This window comes from Luteimonas rhizosphaericola (assembly GCF_029888045.1).
GTDB lineage: Bacteria > Pseudomonadota > Gammaproteobacteria > Xanthomonadales > Xanthomonadaceae > Luteimonas > Luteimonas rhizosphaericola.
Map to the genome: position 1 here is coordinate 85,434 of NZ_JARXRN010000006.1, position 15,332 is coordinate 100,765.

Consider the following 15,332-nt stretch of genomic DNA (forward strand, 5'->3'; position numbering starts at 1 on the left):
GGTGCGCGACCATGATGGTCCACACCTTCCCGAGCCGATGGTCGTGCACACGTCCACGCCCGCCGACGACGATCCGCGCCCGCTGCCGCCCGAGCCGCCGCTGCCCTCGGACTGCTGCGACGGCGGCTGCGACCCGTGCGTGCACGACCTGCACGCCGAGGCGATGCGCGACTACCGCGAGCGGCTCGCGCGCTGGCGCCAGCGGCACCCGGGCGCCGGCTGAGGCGCGCGCCGGCTCACTCCCCCTGCGCGGCGGCGGAGAATTCCTCGAACGCCGCCAGCGCGTGCGCGGCGTACATCAGCGACGGGCCGCCGCCCATGTACACGGCCACGCCCAGCATCTCGCGGAACTCGCCCGCGGTCGCGCCCAGGCGCACCAGCGCCTTCGCATGGAAGCCCAAGCAGTCGTCGCAGCGACTGGCCACGCCGATCGCCATCGCGATCAGTTCCTTGGTCTTCCCGTCGAGTTCGCCCGGCGCCAGCGCGGCCTTGCTGAGCGCGCCGAAGGCCTGCATGACGTCGGGGTTGTGGGTGCGCAGCGGCGCCAGGTGGCGGGAGGTGTCGCGGGTGAGGTCGGTGAAGGATCGGCTCGGCATGGTCGGCTCCTGCGAGGGTGGGCGATGCGGGGAATGCGGTGCGACGCGCGCGCCAGCGTTATCCGGACCGGCGCGGACGTCCCGCCGGCGGGGTTCGGGACGACGGCGCGCGCGCGGGCCGGGTGGGCGCCTTGCGCCGCGTCGTTGGCGGCGCGCAGTAGATGCCGTGCAGCGTCTGCATGACCGCCGCCGCCGGCCCCGGCGCCAGCGCGTAGTAGATCGTCTGCGACTCGCGCCGGGTGTCCACCAGTTGCTCCTCGCGCAGCACCGCCAGGTGCTGCGACAGCGCCGACTGGCTCAGGTCGAGCAGCTCGTTGAGTTCGCCCACCGAACGCTCGCCGCCGGCCAGCAGGCACAGCACCTGCAGCCGGCGCTCGTTGGCCAGGGCCTTGAGCAGCCGGGCGGCGTCGCCCGCGTGCGCCTGCATGGCCTGGAGATCGAAGCCTGGATTGCCGGGGGCAGCCGCCATTGGCGTTCCTCATGGATGAAAGGGCCGCATTGCGCCACGCGCGGCCGGCACGGGCAAGCGCCCTGGCGATCGCGCATGGCGTCGATTGACATGTATATTAGATTTTGCTAATTTAGAAATCAACCATAGAGGTGGCCGCGGGCCACCACGCGCGAGGGCACGGTCATGGCACATGTCGTGGTGTTGGGCGCGGGCATCGGCGGCATGAGCGTCGCCTACGAACTGCGCGAGCTGCTGGACGAGGACGCGACGATCACGGTGGTCGGCGAGGGCGAGCTGTTCTCGTTCACCCCGTCCAATCCGTGGGTGGCGGTGGGCTGGCGCACGCCGGACGAGATCCAGGTGCAGGTCCCGCCGCGCCTGGCGCACCACCGCATCGGGTTCGAGGCCGCGGGGGCGGAGCGCGTTGAGCCCGGGCACAACCGCGTGCGCCTGCGCGACGGGCGCACGCTGGACTACGACCACCTGGTCATCGCCACCGGTCCGCGGCTCGCGTTCGACGAGGTCCCGGGCCTGGGACCGGACGGCGGCCACACCCACTCGATCTGCACCACCGCGCACGCGGCGCAGGCCCGGGCGGCCTACGAGCGCTTCCTGGAATCGCCGGGTCCGGTGGTGGTGGGCGCCGCCGCGGGCGCCAGCTGCTTCGGTCCGGCCTACGAGTTCGCGATGATCCTCGACCGCGACCTGCGCAAGCGCAAGCTGCGCGACCGCGTGCCGATCACCTACGTCACGCCCGAACCCTACATCGGCCACATGGGCCTGGGCGGCGTGGGCGATTCGAAGGGCCTGATGGAATCGGAGCTGCGCCAGCGCCACATCCGCTGGATCACGAACGCGAAGATCGCCGCGGTGCGCGCCGGCGAGATGGACGTCACCGAGATGGACGATTCCGGGCAGCCGAAGCAGGCGCACGTGCTGGCGTTCAAGTACGCGATGGTGCTGCCCGCGTTCACCGGCGTGGATGCGGTGCGCGGGATCGAGGGCCTGTGCAATCCGCGCGGCTTCGTCGCGATCGATCGCCACCAGCGCAATCCCGCGTTCCCCAACGTCTATGCGCTGGGCGTCTGCGTCGCCATCCCGCCGGTGGAGCCGACCCCGGTGCCCACCGGCGCGCCCAAGACCGGATTCATGATCGAGTCGATGGTGTCCACCGTGGCGCGCAACCTGCGGGCCGACATCGCGGGCGAACCGGCCACCACCGAAGCGACCTGGAACGCGATCTGCCTGGCCGACATGGGCGATACCGGGGTGGCCTTCGTCGCGCTGCCGCAGATGCCGCCGCGCAATGTCACCTGGGCCCGGCGCGGCAGGTGGGTGCACATGGCGAAGATCGCCTTCGAGAAGTACTTCCTGATGAAGATCAAGACCGGGCGCACCGAGCCGGTGTACGAGAAGTACGTCCTCAGGCTGCTCGGCATCCGGCGCACGCGCTGAGCGACGCCCCCCACCCCTCACCCCCACCCCTTCCAGGAGCGTCTCCATGAACCTCGACCGGGCCGTACTCGCCTTCGCCGGCGTGATGATCCTCGCCAGCGTCGCCCTTGCCCATTTCGTCTCGCCGCTGTGGCTGTGGCTGACCGTATTCGTCGGCGCCAACCTGCTGCAGTCCAGCATCACCGGCTTCTGCCCGGCGGCGATGGTGCTGCGCCGGCTGGGCGTGCCCGGCGGCTGCGCCTTCCGGTGACCACGCCGATGCGCATGCCGCTCTCCGCCGCACGCCGCACAGGTCCGCTGCTGCTGGCCGCCGCCCTGGCCGGCTGCGGCACGCGCGAACCCGCGCAGCCACCGCCGACCGCCGCGATCGACGGCCTGCGGACGGTGACGGTCGCCGCCGGCGCGCCGGCCGACGGCCGCGCCTGGGACGGCGTGGTCGAGGCGGTGCGGCAGGCGACCCTGACCGCGCAGACCAGCGGCCGCGTGACCGACGTGCTGCGCGACGTGAACGACCGCGTCGCAGCCGGCGAAGTGCTGGTGCGCCTGAGCGCGGTGGAACAGCAGTCGGGCGTCGATGCCGCGCGCGCGCAGCTGCGCGCATCCGAGGCCGCCGCCGCCGAGGCCGAGGGCAACTACCGCCGCTACCTCGAGTTGTCGCAGGCCCGCTACGTCTCGGCGTCGCAGCTCGACCAGACGCGCGCGATGCGCGATTCGGCGGTCGCCGCGCGCGACGCCGCGCGCGCCCGGGTCGCCGATGCCGGACAGCAGGCGGCCTACACCACGGTCCGCGCACCGTATGCCGGGATCGTCGGCGCGCGCGCGGTCGAACCGGGCGAGAGCGTCGGCCTCGGCCAGCCGCTGGTGAGCGTGTTCGCGCCGGGGGACCTGCGCATCGACGTGCGCGTGCCGCAGTCCGAGGCCGAAGCGCTCCGCGCCGATCCGCGCGCAGTGGTCACCTTCGATGACGGCCGGCGGATCGAGATCGGGGAGGTCACCGTATTCCCCGCCGCCGATGCCGCGACCCACGCGGTGCGCGTGCGCGTCGTGCTGCCGCCGCTCGAGGCGCCGCCGCAGCCCGGCACGACGGCCAGGGTCGCGTTCCCCGCGGTGCGTGGCGCCGCCCTGCCGCGCGTCCCGGCAACGGCGCTGGTGCAGCGGGGCGAGGTGAGCGCGGTGTACGTGCTGGCCGAGGGCCGGCTGTCGCTGCGGCAGGTGCGGCCCGGCGCACGCGAGGCGGACGCGGTCGAGGTGATCGCGGGCCTGCGCGCCGGCGAGACCGTCGCCATCGACCCGGTCGCCGCGCTGCAGGCGTTGGTCGCGGCGCGCGGGACCGACTGAGATGGCGCAGGAAACCGGCGCGCGTCCCGGCCTCGCCGGGCGCCTCGCGCATGCCTTCCAGGCCAGCCCGCTGACGCCGATCCTGGCGCTGGTCGGCCTGCTGCTGGGCGCGGTCGCGGTGCTGATCACGCCGCGCGAGGAAGAGCCGCAGATCGACGTCACCATGGCCAATGTCATCGTGCCGTTCCCCGGCGCCGATGCGCGCCAGGTCGAACAGCTGGTGACCTGGCCGCTGGAACAGGCGCTGTCGGAGATCGAGCAGGTCAAGCACACCTATTCGGTGAGCCGGCCCGGCATGGCGGTGCTGACGGTGGAGTTCGAGGTCGGCGTGCAGCGCCAGCCGGCGCTGGTGCGCCTGTACGACAAGGTGTTCTCGAAACAGGACTGGCTGCCGCCCGGGCTCGGGGTGGGCCAGCCGATCGTCAAACCCAAGGGCATCGACGACGTGCCGGTGATGGCGCTCACGCTGTGGACCGATGATCCGTCGCGCGGCGCCGCCGACCTGGCCGAGGTGGCGCACACGCTGGAGACCGAGCTCAAGCACATTCCCGGCACCCGCGACGTGTTCACGATCGGGGCGCCCGACCGCGCGGTGATGGTGCAGCTGGATGCGGCGCGCCTGGCCAGCCACGGGCTGACCGTGGACGACCTGGCCGGGGCGCTGCGGTCGGCCAACCTCGCCCGCCAGGCCGGCGAGCGCGTCGGCGGCGACGGCGTGTCGCAGGTCACCGCGGGCCGCTTCCTGGCCGACCGCGCCGAGGTCGCGTCGCTGGTGCTGGGCATCGCCGGCGGCCAGCCGGTGCGGCTGGCGGACGTGGCCACCGTCACCGACGCCGGCGACGTGCCGACGCGCTACGCCTGGCACGGCGCGCCGCCGGGGCGGGATGGACCCGCCAGCGGCACCGCCCCGGCGGTGACCCTGGCCATCGCCAAGAAGCCCGGCAGCAATGCCGCCGACATCACCGCCGCCGCGCTGCGCCGCGTGGACGCCCTGCGCGGGGAGGTGATTCCCGACGGCGTGCGGGTCGAGATCACGCGCGACTACGGCCTGACCGCGAGCGACAAGGCGCGGACGCTGATCAAGAAGCTGGCCTTCGCCACGGCCTCGGTGGTGCTGCTGGTGCTGCTCGCGCTCGGCTGGCGCGAGGCGATCGTGATCGGCAGCGCGGTGGTGTTGACCCTCGCGACGACGCTGTTCGCCTCCTGGGCGATGGGCTTCACCCTCAACCGGGTGTCGCTGTTCGCGCTGATCTTCTCGATCGGCATCCTGGTCGACGATGCGATCGTCGTGGTCGAGAACATCCACCGGCACATGGCCCAGGGCGGCAGGACGCTGCGCGAGGCGATCCCGCCGGCGGTGGACGAGGTGGGCGGCCCGACCATCCTGGCCACCTTCACCGTGATCGCCGCGCTGATGCCGATGGCCTTCGTCAGCGGGCTGATGGGGCCGTACATGCGGCCGATCCCGATCAACGCCTCGGTGGGCATGCTGCTGTCGCTGCTGATCGCACTCGTGGTCACGCCCTGGCTGTCGCTCAGGCTGCTGCGCCGGCACGCCGCGCCGGCGAACGAACACGGCGACGCCCACGGCCACGCCGAGGGCACCATGGCCGCGCGCCTGCACCGGCTGTTCGAGCGGGTGATGACGCCGTTCCTGGACGCCGGCAGGGGCGCGCGCCGGCGGCACCTGCTGTTCCTGGCGATGGCCGGCCTGGTGGCGCTGGCCGCGAGCCTGGCGGTGGTCCAGCTGGTGGTGCTGAAGATGCTGCCGTTCGACAACAAGTCCGAGCTGCAGATCGTGGTCGACCTGCCGGAGGGCCGGACGCTGGAAGACACCAGTGCGCTGCTGGTCGAACTGGCGACCGTGCTCGACCGCACCCCGGAAGTGCTGCACTACCAGGGCTACGCCGGCACCGCTGCGCCGATCAACTTCAACGGACTGGTGCGCCAGTACGACCTGCGCGCCGGCGCCAACGTCGGCGACCTGCAGGTGAACCTGGTCGACCGCCATGCGCGCAGCCGCAAGAGCCACGACATCGCCGCGGCGCTGCGGCCGCAGGTGGCGGCGATCGGTGCGCGCCATGTAGCCTCGGTGAAGGTGGTGGAGGTGCCGCCGGGGCCGCCGGTGCTGGCGCCGATCGTGGCCGAGGTGTACGGCCCGGACTATGCCCGCCAGCGCGCGATCGGCCGCGCGCTGGAGCAGCGGTTCCGCGCGACCGCTGGCATCGTCGACGTCGACACCAGCGTCGAGGCGCCGGACGCGCGGCGCGAGGCGATCGTCATCGACCGGGTCCGCGCCGCGCGCCTGGGCGTGCCGCAGGCGGCGATCGCCGACGCGATCGCGGCGGGCCTGTCGGGGCTGGACGCGAGCTGGCTGGTCGACGGGCGGTCGAAGTACCCGCGCCCGATCCGCCTGCGCCTGCCGGTCACCGACCAGGCCTCGCTGGACGCGTTGCTGCAGCTGGCCGTGCGCGGCGGCGCGGGCCAGCTGGTGCCGCTGTCGGAACTGGTGCGGGTCGAGACCACGGGCTGGGACGGCGCCATCCACCACAAGGATCTGCTGCCGGTGGTCTACGTCACCGGCGACGAGAGCGGCGCGGCCGACAGCCCGCTGTACGGCATGTTCGACCTGGTCGGCCAGGTCTCCGATGCGTTCGTCGACGGCCAGCGCCTGTCGCAGTTCTTCGTCCGCCAGCCCCCCGACACCAGCGGCTTCGGCATCAAGTGGGACGGCGAATGGCAGATCACCTACGAGACCTTCCGCGACATGGGCCTGGCCTATGCCGCGGGCATGGTGCTGATCTACCTGCTGGTGGTGGCCTACTTCCGCGACTACGTGGTGCCGCTGGTGATCATGGCGCCGATCCCGCTCACCGTGATCGGGGTCATGCCCGGCCATGCGCTGCTGGGTGCGCAGTTCACCGCCACCAGCATGATCGGCATGATCGCCCTGGCCGGCATCATCGTGCGCAACTCGATCCTGCTGGTGGACTTCATCAACCACCTGCTCGAATGCGGGCAGTCGCTGGAGCGCGCCGTGATCGATGCCTGCGCCGTGCGCGCGCAGCCGATCGCGCTGACGGCGCTGGCGGCGATGGGCGGCGCCCTCTTCATCCTCGACGATCCGATCTTCAACGGGCTGGCGATCTCGCTGGTGTTCGGCATCCTGGTGTCCACCGTGCTCACGCTGCTGGTGATCCCGCTGCTGTATTACGGGCTGCTCGCCCGCCGGCGCGCCCGCTCCACGCCGCCGGCGCCGGCGCCGGCGGCCGATGCGCCCGGCGAGCAGGCCCCGACGCTCCGGAACGGACCGACATGACCATCGCCCCGCCCCACCCCACCCCCGCACGCCGGTGCGGGACTGCCCGCGACCCCGCACGCGAGCGCGCCGGGGATCGCCCGTGAACGCGCTGCTCGGCGTCGCCTGTCCGCACTGCGCGGCCCTCAACCGCGTGCCGGCCGCGCGCCTGGGCGACCGGCCCAAATGCGGGCGCTGCGGGCGCGCGCTGTTCGAGGGCCGGCCGGTGGCGCTGGATGCGGCCTCGTTCGATGTCCATGCGCAGCGCGCGGACCTGCCGCTGCTGGTCGACTTCTGGGCACCCTGGTGCGGCCCGTGCAAGGCGATGGCGCCGCAGTTCGAGGCCGCCGCGGCGCAACTGGAGCCGGGCATGCGGCTGGCGAAGGTCGATACCGAGGCCGAACCGGCGCTGGGCGCGCGTTTCGCCGTGCGCAGCATCCCGACGCTGGCGCTGTTCCTGCACGGGCGGGAACTCGCACGCGTATCGGGGGCGATGCCGGCGGGCGAGATCGTGCGCTGGGCGCGGGCGAACCGGCCGACGTAAGGGCGCCGGCGATCCGCTCAGTGCGCCGCCGCGCGCGATGCGGCGCCGGTCGAATCCTCGCGCCTGTCGCGCACCAGGTGCACCAGCAGCAGCGAGATCGCCGCCGGCGTCATTCCGGGAATGCGCTGCGCCTGGCCCACGGTCTGCGGGCGCACGCGTTCCAGCTTCTGCGCCGCCTCGGCCGACAGCCCGCGCACCTGCGCGTAGTCGAACCCGTGCGGGATCGACGTGCCCTCGTTGCGCTGGGCGCGCGCGATCTCGTCTCGCTGGCGCTGCAGGTAGCCGGCGTACCTGGTCTCGATCTCGACCTGCTCGGCGACCTCGCCCGCCACCGGCGTCGCGGGCGCGAACGCCGGCAGCGATACCAGCGTCGCGTAATCGAGCTCCGGCCGGCGCAGCAGGTCGAGCGCGCTGTTCTCGCGGCTGAGTTCGATGCCCAACACCTCCGCCGCCTGGCGGCCGGCGGCGTTCGCCGGCGATGCCCACAGCCCGCCGAGTCGCTGCGTCTCGCGCTCGACCGATTCGCGCTTGGCCTCGAACCGCGACCAGCGCGCGTCGTCCACCAGCCCCAGCTCGCGGCCCGCCGGCGTCAGCCGCAGGTCGGCGTTGTCCTCGCGCAGCTGCAGCCGGTATTCGGCGCGCGAGGTGAACATGCGGTAGGGCTCGCTGGTGCCGTGGGTGATCAGGTCGTCGACCAGCACGCCCAGGTAGGCCTGGTCGCGGCGCGGCGACCACGCGGGCAATTCGCGCACGAAGCGCGCGGCGTTGACGCCCGCCAGCAGCCCCTGCGCCGCCGCCTCCTCGTAGCCGGTGGTGCCGTTGATCTGGCCGGCGAAGAACAGCCCGGCGACCGCCTTGGTCTCCAGCGAGGCCTTGAGCCCGCGCGGATCGAAGAAGTCGTACTCGATCGCGTAGCCTGGGCGGGTGATGTGCGCGCGCTCGAAGCCGCTGATCGAGCGCACCAGTTCAAACTGCACGTCGAACGGCAGCGAGGTCGAGATGCCGTTGGGATAGATCTCGACCACGCCCAGCCCCTCGGGCTCGACGAACACCTGGTGGCTGGCCTTGTCGGCGAAGCGCACCACCTTGTCCTCGATGCTGGGGCAGTAGCGCGGGCCGATGCCCTCGATCTGCCCGGAGTACAGCGGCGAGCGGTGCAGCGCGTCACGGATGATCGCGTGCGTGCGTTCGGTGGTGTGCGTGATCCAGCACGACACCTGCCGCGGATGGTCCTCGCGCGAGCCGGTGAACGAGAACACCGGACGCGGATCGTCGCCGGGCTGCTCGACCATCGTCGAATAATCGAGCGTGCGGCCGTCGATGCGCGGCGGGGTGCCGGTCTTCAGGCGATCGACCACGAACGGTCGCTCGCGCAGCCTGGCCGCCAGCGTGGTCGCGGGCGGATCGCCCATCCGCCCTGCGGCGTACTGCGTCTCGCCGATATGCACCTTGCCGGCCAGGAAGGTGCCGGCGGTCAGCACCACCGCCGGCGCGTCGAAGCGCAGGCCGGTCTGGGTGATCGCGCCGCGCACTGCGTCGCCCTCGATGACGAGGTCGTCGACCGCGGCCTGGAACACGGTCAGCCCGGGCTGGTGTTCCACCGCATGGCGCACGAAGGCGCGGTACAGCGCGCGGTCGGCCTGCGCGCGCGTGGCACGCACTGCCGGCCCCTTGGACGCGTTGAGCCGGCGCCACTGGATGCCGGCGGCGTCGGCGGCCTTGGCCATGAGCCCGCCGAGCGCGTCGATCTCGCGCACCAGATGGCCCTTGCCGATGCCGCCGATCGCCGGGTTGCAGCTCATCGCGCCCACGGTGTCGATGCTGTGGGTCAGCAGCAGGGTGCGCGCGCCGGCGCGTGCGGACGCCAGCGCGGCCTCGGTGCCGGCATGGCCGCCGCCGATCACGATGACGTCGTAGCGGTGGAAGTCGTGGGACATGCGTGCGGGACGATGCGCGGGCGGCGCGTGGAATGGCGGAATGCGCTGGAATTGTTCGCGGCCGGGCCGCGGCGCGCAAGCCGCCAGGGCGGATCGGCGCGAAAGTTGGCACGCTTCCTGCGATCTGTTTCCCTGCACCCGGGATGGCAAGCGTCAAGGGGGGCGCGGCCGGAGATTGGAACAGGGCTGGCCATGCACAACCCGGGGAAGCAAAGGGGCCGGATGTCGGGGGACATCCGGCCCCATTCTTTTGCATGGGCACCGCGTCACAAGGGGGCGGCGCCCGGCGCCTCGGAAGAGGCGCCGACGCCCGGCGGGAGCGGAACAGGGGGGATCCGGTATCCCCCGCCGGGTGTCGACAAGCGGAACGCTTTTTTGTCTCTTTCAGGACCGGTTACGTCGGAATCCGACGCAACCGGTCAGCCCGGTTAGCTTGAACGTCCCCGGGGCGGTGTGCAAGGGGTCCGGACCCTATTCCTCCTGCCGTCGGTCGGGTCGCGAGATCGACCGGCGCTCCATCCGCGGCGCGCTGCGCGGCTCCTGGCGCGGGGCCGACATGACCGGTCGCGGGGCCGCGCGCGGCTCCATCCGCGGGGCCGGCGACGGCGCCATCGGGCGCGACGGCACCCGACGCACCGGCTGCGGCTGCATCTGCGAGCCCGGGCGCACGGACGGTCGCGACAGCGGCTGCCCCATCTCGCGCCGAATCGGACGCGGCGCCATCTGCGCCTGCTGCGGCTGGGATTGCGGCACGCTGCGCCGGCGCGGCGGCAGGTTGCCGCCGGTCACCCGGTCGCCCGCCTGCGGGGGTTCGGGGGTGTCGGGCCGGTGCGGCGGGCGCGGCCGGGGCGGGCGCGGGTAGTAGTACGGCCAGCCGCCATACCCGTAGCCGCCGTAGTAGGGCGAGTAGTAGGAATGGCGGTAGTAACCGCCGTAGCCGCCGACATAGGGGTAGCCGTAGCCGACCCCGCCGTACCAGCTGCCGCCGCTGCGGCTCAGCGAGCCATAGGGACGTCCGTAGTAATAGTCGGACGCGCCGCCGTGGTAGTAGTCGCCGTCTCCGTAGCCGTAGCCGCGCGAGGAGCTGTAGGTGGCGCACCCGGAGAGGGCGGCCAGGGCCACCAGCGCGATGAAAAACCTGCGGACCATGGTGGATCCCCCGTTCTGCGAGGATCCAGCATCGGCGCGGGGCATTGAATCCGTGCTTAACCTTTCCGGCGGCGCGTTGTGCTTCCTGAACACGATTGGCTTCGATCGGCTAGGCTGTCGGCCATGCCCGCCAGCACGCCGCTTCCGCAGTTCGACGACGTACTGGACGCGGCGGCACGGATCGCGCCGCATGTGCGCGCGACGCCCGTGCTGCGGGCGGATGCGCTGGACGAGGCGGCCGGCGCCTCGCTGCTGTTCAAGGCCGAACCGCTGCAGCACGGCGGCGCGTTCAAGTTCCGCGGCGCCTGCAATGCGGTGTTCTCGCTGTCCGATGCCGAGGCCGCGCGCGGCGTGGTCACGCATTCCTCGGGCAACCACGGCGCCGCGCTCGCGCTGGCGGCGCGTCGGCGCCGCATCGGCTGCCACGTGGTCGCGCCGCAGGGCGCGGCGGCGCCGAAGCTGGCCCTGATCGCGGCGCAGGGCGCGGTGCTGCACCGCTGCGAGCCGACGATCGCCGCGCGCGAGGCGATGTGCCGGCAGGTGCAGGCGGCCACCGGCGCCACCCTGGTCCACCCCTATGCCGATCCGCGCGTGATCGCCGGCCAGGGCACCGCGACGCTGGAACTGCTGGCCGCCGCACCCGGGCTCGACGTGCTGGTGGTCCCGGTCGGCGGCGGCGGGCTGGCGGCGGGCGCGGCGCTGGCGCTGTCCGGTTGCGCGCCGGGGCTGCCGCTGGTGCTGGCTGAACCCGCCGGCGCGGCCGACACCCTGCGTTCGCTGCGCAGCGGCGTGCGCGATGTCGACTTCGTCCCCGACACGATCTGCGACGGCCTGCGCGGCACCCTGGGCGAACCGAACTTCCGCATCCTGCACGGCTACGGCGCCGAGGTGATCGCGGTCGACGACGCCGACACGCGCGCGGCGATGCGCCTGCTGCTGACCCGGCTCAAGCTGCTGGTGGAGCCGTCCTCGGCGATCGCGCTGGCCGCGGTGCTGGCACAGCCGGCCCGCTTCGCCGGGCGCCGGGTCGGGATCGTGCTCACGGGCGGGAACGTCGACCCCGACACCCTGCCGCGGGTGACGCCGTGAGGCGGCCGGCCCGCCCCCGCCGGCCGCTGCTGCGCTGGCTGGCGCGGTTGCTGCTGCTCGCGCTGGCGTGGATCTGCGGCGTGGCGGCGTGGATCCACTGGAGCGGCGAGCGCGACCAGGCCTCGGCCGCGGACGCGATCATCGTGCTCGGCGCCGCGGCCTACGACGCGGTGCCCTCGCCGGTGTTCCGGGCCCGGATCGAACACGGCCTGGACCTGTACCGCGACGGCTTCGCGCCGAGGCTGGTGTTCACCGGCGGCTACGGCGGCAGCGGCGCGCGCTTCGCCGAATCGCAGGTGGCGCGCCGCTACGCGATCCGCGCCGGCATTCCAGAGGACGCGATCCTGATCGAGTCCACCTCGCAGACCACCTACCAGAACCTGTTCGAGGCGCGCCGGCTGATGCTCGAGCACGGGCTGCGGCGCGCGATCGTCGTCAGCGATCCGCTGCACATGGCGCGCGCGCTGCGCCTGTGCCGCGGCCTGGGCATCGACGCGGTCGGCTCGCCGACGCCGAGCACGCGCTTCCGCTCGTTCCGCACCCGCTGGGAATTCCTCGCCCGCGAGGTGTACTTCTTCCATCGCGACCTGGTGGTGGCGCCGCAGTAGCTGTGCAGGTATCGCGCCGCGATGCGCGCCAGCCTTCGCGTGCGCATTCGCGCCTGTCATCGGCACGCCGACGCCGCCCGCGCCGGCATCGGGCGCAGACGTCCGGAGCGCCGGACCCGGCACGCTATGATGCCACTGCGCGAATCGACGCGCGCCCGGGGACACGCGATGCGCATCGACGGCAACCGCCTCCACGACCGCGCCACCGAACTGGTGCTGGCCTACTACGCGGCCTTCAACCGCGGCGACCGCGGCGCGATGCTGGCGCTGCTCGACGACGGGGTCGAGCACGACCTCAACCAGGGCGCGCGCGAGACCGGGCGCGAGGCCTTCGCCGCCTTCATGGCGCGGATGGACCGCTGCTACCGCGAGCAGCTGCGCGACATCGTGGTGATGGCGACCGCCGATGGCGCGCGCGCGGCCGCCGAGTACGTGGTGGACGGCGAATACCTGGCCGACGACGAGGGGCTGCCGCCGGCACGCGGCCAGCGCTACTCGCTGCCGGGCGGCGCGTTCTTCGACATCCGCGATGGCCGCATCGCGCGCGTGAGCAACTACTACAACCTGCAGGACTGGCTGGCGCAGGTGCGCTGACGACCCTCGACCGCATCGCCCGGAGGACGCATGACCGCTCCCCGCTCCGCCCCGCTGCGCGCCGCGCTGCTGCTGGCCTGCCTGTCCTCCGTGGCCTGCGCCGCACCCACGACTGCGCGCAATACCGCGGCGCCGCCGCGCGTGGCGATGGCCGCGACGCCGGCCGCAAGCGCCTTCGACACGCTGGTCTGGTCGGACGAGTTCGACACCGCCAACACCGCCGACTGGACCTTCGAGACCGGCGGCCACGGCTGGGGCAACCAGGAACTGCAGCACTACACCGACGGCCAGAACGCCTTCATCCAGCACGATGCGCTGGCCGGCAGCCGGGTGCTGGTGATCGAGGCGCGACGCGGCGCGCCGGCCGGCGCCAGCTGCTGGTACGGCACGTGCCAGTACAGCTCGACGCGCATGATCACGCGCGGCAAGCGCGAGTTCCGGCATGGCCGCGTCGAGGCCCGCATCCGCCTGCCGCAGACCCAGGGCATCTGGCCGGCGTTCTGGATGCTGGGCTCGAACTTCGGCCAGGTCGGCTGGCCGCACAGCGGCGAGATCGACATCATGGAACACGTCGGCTTCGAGCCGACGCTGACCCACGGCGCACTGCACGGACCCGGCTATTCGGGCAACACGCCCTTCAGCGGCACCTACGACCTGGGCGAACGCGCCGATGCGCGCTACCGCGTGTACGCGGTGGAATGGGACGCGGCCGGCGTCCGCTGGTTCGTCGACGGCCAGCCGTTCTACAGCCGCACCCGCGCCCAGGTCGAGGCGCGCGGACCGTGGGTGTTCGACCAGCCGTTCTTCCTGCTGCTCAACGTCGCCGTCGGCGGCAGCTGGCCCGGCAGTCCGGACAGCTCGAGCGTGTTCCCGCAGCGCATGTACGTGGACTGGGTGCGGGTGTACCAGGCCGCGCCGCCGCGTATCCGCCGCAGCGGATCGCAGCCGCTGGCGCCGCCGCGGGCCGCGCGGTCGCCGGCGCCTGCACCTGCGCCACGCGGGACTTCCCTCTCCACGCCTTCAGCAGAATCCGCAGCGCAGACGTCGACGCGGCCGCTGCTGGCGCCCCTGCTGCGACTGGGTGGCGCGACGGCAGGCGACGCGCGCGCGACCGCGTGCAGCCGGGAGGATGGGCACACCGATGCGCCCGCCTGCGCGGATGCGAACCGGGACACCGGGGCGACCCCGCGGGGGCCGGCACGCACGCCCCGCTGACGGACACCCGCGGCGTGCAGGGTCGTGCTGACGCCGACGGCCGCGCGACCGCGACCCGCTCCGATCGGCGACGACCCGCCGAACGGCCTCAGAGTTCGCTGCCGTACCGGGCCAGGCCCTCGCTGAGCAGGTAGCGCGTCGCCGCCGCGCGGCGGTCCAGTTCGAAGCCATGGAGCACGTCCACCAGCTGGCGGAAGGCGGTGCAGCGCGCGTCGCGGCTGGCGGCGTCGCGGCCGGTGCCGGTCAGGCCGAGCATGAAGCCGTCGTGCAGCATCATCCCGGTGACGGTCGCGGCCTTGAGCGCCTGTTCGCCGACGGCCGGATCCCAGGCCTGCGGCGTGCCCTGCAGGCCGTTGACGGCGACCGCGGTCACCGCGTCCACGAACCGCGTGCGGCTGTCGGGCCCGAGCGCATTGGCCGCGCGCTGCAGGCCGACCAGGCTGCGGTCGGCATCGGGTTCGAACAGCGCGCACAGGCCGCGCGCCTCGCGCTCGTTGCGCGACGCGAAATGCACCGCCTTGAACAGGCGGTCGATGTCGGCATCGGGCGCGCGCAGCAGCACGTCGTTGGCACCGGCGATGACCTGCAGCGGATCGATGCCCGACAGGTCCACGCGCGAGGACTGCGCCTGCGCACCGAGCGCGGGCAGGAGCGACAGGCACAGCGCGGCGATCAGCGGTTTCATCAGGGCGTCTTCCGGCGACGGGAGCGCGGAAAGTCTATGCGGGATGGTCTGAATCACGGCCCTGCCGCGCGGCGGCGGTGCCCTTGGCGCTCGCGCCCGCCTCCGGGACGGCGGCGGGTCGGACGACCGCACCGGTGACGGGCCCGTCGTCTGGATCAGACGGACGACTGCATCCGGGTGCGGGCCGGACGGCGACCCCCGGAGGCGCGAGGCGCGGCATACGCGGCGGCGAGGGCGAGTGGCCCCCGGGTGCGCTGCGCTTACCCGGGCGACGCGGGTGAACGAGCGCGGGACGCGTAGCCCGGATAAGGCCGCAGGCCGCATCCGGGGTCGAGGCGCGTGCGATGCGGTTGCGAGGTGGTCCCCGGGTGCG

At 73.1% G+C, this 15,332-nt stretch carries 15 protein-coding genes; 10 read left to right on the top strand and 5 right to left on the bottom strand.

Features of this window, described 5'->3' with window-relative positions:
• Window positions 1-37 precede the first annotated feature (37 nt).
• Window positions 38-223: an oxidoreductase-like domain-containing protein gene (locus QFW80_RS00470; RefSeq protein WP_280598917.1), complete on the top strand. Its 186-nt coding sequence runs from the start codon at window positions 38-40 to the stop codon at window positions 221-223.
• Window positions 224-236: 13 nt separating this feature from the next.
• Here QFW80_RS00470 and QFW80_RS00475 read toward each other — a convergent pair whose 3' ends face one another.
• Both QFW80_RS00475 and QFW80_RS00480 read right to left on the bottom strand, forming a co-directional pair.
• Complete coding sequence (locus QFW80_RS00475) at window positions 237-596, bottom strand: carboxymuconolactone decarboxylase family protein (RefSeq protein WP_280598918.1); 360 nt, start codon at window positions 594-596, stop codon at window positions 237-239.
• Between the two features lie 58 nt (window positions 597-654).
• Complete coding sequence (locus tag QFW80_RS00480; RefSeq protein WP_280598920.1) at window positions 655-1,065, bottom strand: ArsR/SmtB family transcription factor; 411 nt, start codon at window positions 1,063-1,065, stop codon at window positions 655-657.
• Between the two features lie 165 nt (window positions 1,066-1,230).
• Here QFW80_RS00480 and QFW80_RS00485 point away from each other — a divergent pair, with 165 nt between their 5' ends.
• From QFW80_RS00485 to trxC, 5 genes are all read left to right on the top strand, one after another.
• Window positions 1,231-2,502 (top strand): NAD(P)/FAD-dependent oxidoreductase, encoded by a 1,272-nt coding sequence (locus QFW80_RS00485; protein WP_280598922.1) that lies wholly within the window; start codon window positions 1,231-1,233, stop codon window positions 2,500-2,502.
• Window positions 2,503-2,548: 46 nt separating this feature from the next.
• Window positions 2,549-2,752, top strand: coding sequence for a YgaP family membrane protein (locus QFW80_RS00490; protein ID WP_280598923.1), 204 nt, complete (start codon window positions 2,549-2,551; stop codon window positions 2,750-2,752).
• 14 nt (window positions 2,753-2,766) lie between these two features.
• Window positions 2,767-3,840 carry an efflux RND transporter periplasmic adaptor subunit gene (locus QFW80_RS00495; protein ID WP_280598924.1) on the top strand — a complete coding sequence of 358 codons (1,074 nt, stop codon included), beginning with the start codon at window positions 2,767-2,769 and terminating at the stop codon, window positions 3,838-3,840.
• 1 nt (window position 3,841) lies between these two features.
• On the top strand, window positions 3,842-7,159 hold the full coding sequence (locus tag QFW80_RS00500) for an efflux RND transporter permease subunit (RefSeq protein WP_280598925.1): 3,318 nt from the start codon (window positions 3,842-3,844) through the stop codon (window positions 7,157-7,159).
• Between the two features lie 82 nt (window positions 7,160-7,241).
• The gene (gene trxC, locus QFW80_RS00505; RefSeq protein ID WP_280598927.1) at window positions 7,242-7,682 is read left to right on the top strand and encodes a thioredoxin TrxC; all 441 of its coding nucleotides are present in this window, start codon (window positions 7,242-7,244) and stop codon (window positions 7,680-7,682) included.
• A 17-nt stretch (window positions 7,683-7,699) separates the two neighbouring features.
• Here trxC and mnmG read toward each other — a convergent pair whose 3' ends face one another.
• Window positions 7,700-9,619 (bottom strand): tRNA uridine-5-carboxymethylaminomethyl(34) synthesis enzyme MnmG, encoded by a 1,920-nt coding sequence (gene mnmG, locus QFW80_RS00510; RefSeq protein ID WP_280598929.1) that lies wholly within the window; start codon window positions 9,617-9,619, stop codon window positions 7,700-7,702.
• Window positions 9,620-10,090: 471 nt separating this feature from the next.
• On the bottom strand, window positions 10,091-10,768 hold the full coding sequence (locus tag QFW80_RS00515) for a hypothetical protein (RefSeq protein ID WP_280598931.1): 678 nt from the start codon (window positions 10,766-10,768) through the stop codon (window positions 10,091-10,093).
• A 123-nt stretch (window positions 10,769-10,891) separates the two neighbouring features.
• Here QFW80_RS00515 and QFW80_RS00520 point away from each other — a divergent pair, with 123 nt between their 5' ends.
• The 4 genes from QFW80_RS00520 (at window position 10,892) to QFW80_RS00535 (ending at window position 14,274) form a co-directional block, all read left to right on the top strand.
• Window positions 10,892-11,857: a pyridoxal-phosphate dependent enzyme gene (locus QFW80_RS00520; protein ID WP_280598933.1), complete on the top strand. Its 966-nt coding sequence runs from the start codon at window positions 10,892-10,894 to the stop codon at window positions 11,855-11,857.
• On the top strand, window positions 11,854-12,465 hold the full coding sequence (locus tag QFW80_RS00525) for a YdcF family protein (protein WP_280598934.1): 612 nt from the start codon (window positions 11,854-11,856) through the stop codon (window positions 12,463-12,465). The genes QFW80_RS00520 and QFW80_RS00525 overlap by 4 nt, the downstream gene beginning before the upstream one ends.
• A gap of 168 nt (window positions 12,466-12,633) precedes the next feature.
• Window positions 12,634-13,059: a ketosteroid isomerase-related protein gene (locus tag QFW80_RS00530; protein ID WP_280598944.1), complete on the top strand. Its 426-nt coding sequence runs from the start codon at window positions 12,634-12,636 to the stop codon at window positions 13,057-13,059.
• 30 nt (window positions 13,060-13,089) lie between these two features.
• Entirely contained in the window at window positions 13,090-14,274 is a 1,185-nt protein-coding gene (locus tag QFW80_RS00535; protein WP_280598936.1) for a glycoside hydrolase family 16 protein, read from the top strand.
• Window positions 14,275-14,362: 88 nt separating this feature from the next.
• Here QFW80_RS00535 and QFW80_RS00540 read toward each other — a convergent pair whose 3' ends face one another.
• Window positions 14,363-14,959: a hypothetical protein gene (locus tag QFW80_RS00540; protein ID WP_280598938.1), complete on the bottom strand. Its 597-nt coding sequence runs from the start codon at window positions 14,957-14,959 to the stop codon at window positions 14,363-14,365.
• Window positions 14,960-15,332: the final 373 nt, after the last annotated feature.

Bases quoted from the DNA above. Each gene is read 5' to 3' on its own strand.
- QFW80_RS00470 (WP_280598917.1), top strand. From the start codon at position 38: ATGGTCGTGCACACGTCCACGCCCGCCGACGACGATCCGCGCCCGCTG.
- QFW80_RS00535 (WP_280598936.1), top strand. From the start codon at position 13,090: ATGACCGCTCCCCGCTCCGCCCCGCTGCGCGCCGCGCTGCTGCTGGCC.
- QFW80_RS00520 (WP_280598933.1), top strand. From the start codon at position 10,892: ATGCCCGCCAGCACGCCGCTTCCGCAGTTCGACGACGTACTGGACGCG.
- mnmG (WP_280598929.1), bottom strand. From the start codon at position 9,619: ATGTCCCACGACTTCCACCGCTACGACGTCATCGTGATCGGCGGCGGC.
- QFW80_RS00500 (WP_280598925.1), top strand. From the start codon at position 3,842: ATGGCGCAGGAAACCGGCGCGCGTCCCGGCCTCGCCGGGCGCCTCGCG.
- QFW80_RS00490 (WP_280598923.1), top strand. From the start codon at position 2,549: ATGAACCTCGACCGGGCCGTACTCGCCTTCGCCGGCGTGATGATCCTC.
- QFW80_RS00530 (WP_280598944.1), top strand. From the start codon at position 12,634: ATGCGCATCGACGGCAACCGCCTCCACGACCGCGCCACCGAACTGGTG.
- QFW80_RS00515 (WP_280598931.1), bottom strand. From the start codon at position 10,768: ATGGTCCGCAGGTTTTTCATCGCGCTGGTGGCCCTGGCCGCCCTCTCC.
- QFW80_RS00480 (WP_280598920.1), bottom strand. From the start codon at position 1,065: ATGGCGGCTGCCCCCGGCAATCCAGGCTTCGATCTCCAGGCCATGCAG.
- QFW80_RS00540 (WP_280598938.1), bottom strand. From the start codon at position 14,959: ATGAAACCGCTGATCGCCGCGCTGTGCCTGTCGCTCCTGCCCGCGCTC.
- QFW80_RS00475 (WP_280598918.1), bottom strand. From the start codon at position 596: ATGCCGAGCCGATCCTTCACCGACCTCACCCGCGACACCTCCCGCCAC.
- QFW80_RS00495 (WP_280598924.1), top strand. From the start codon at position 2,767: ATGCCGCTCTCCGCCGCACGCCGCACAGGTCCGCTGCTGCTGGCCGCC.
- QFW80_RS00485 (WP_280598922.1), top strand. From the start codon at position 1,231: ATGGCACATGTCGTGGTGTTGGGCGCGGGCATCGGCGGCATGAGCGTC.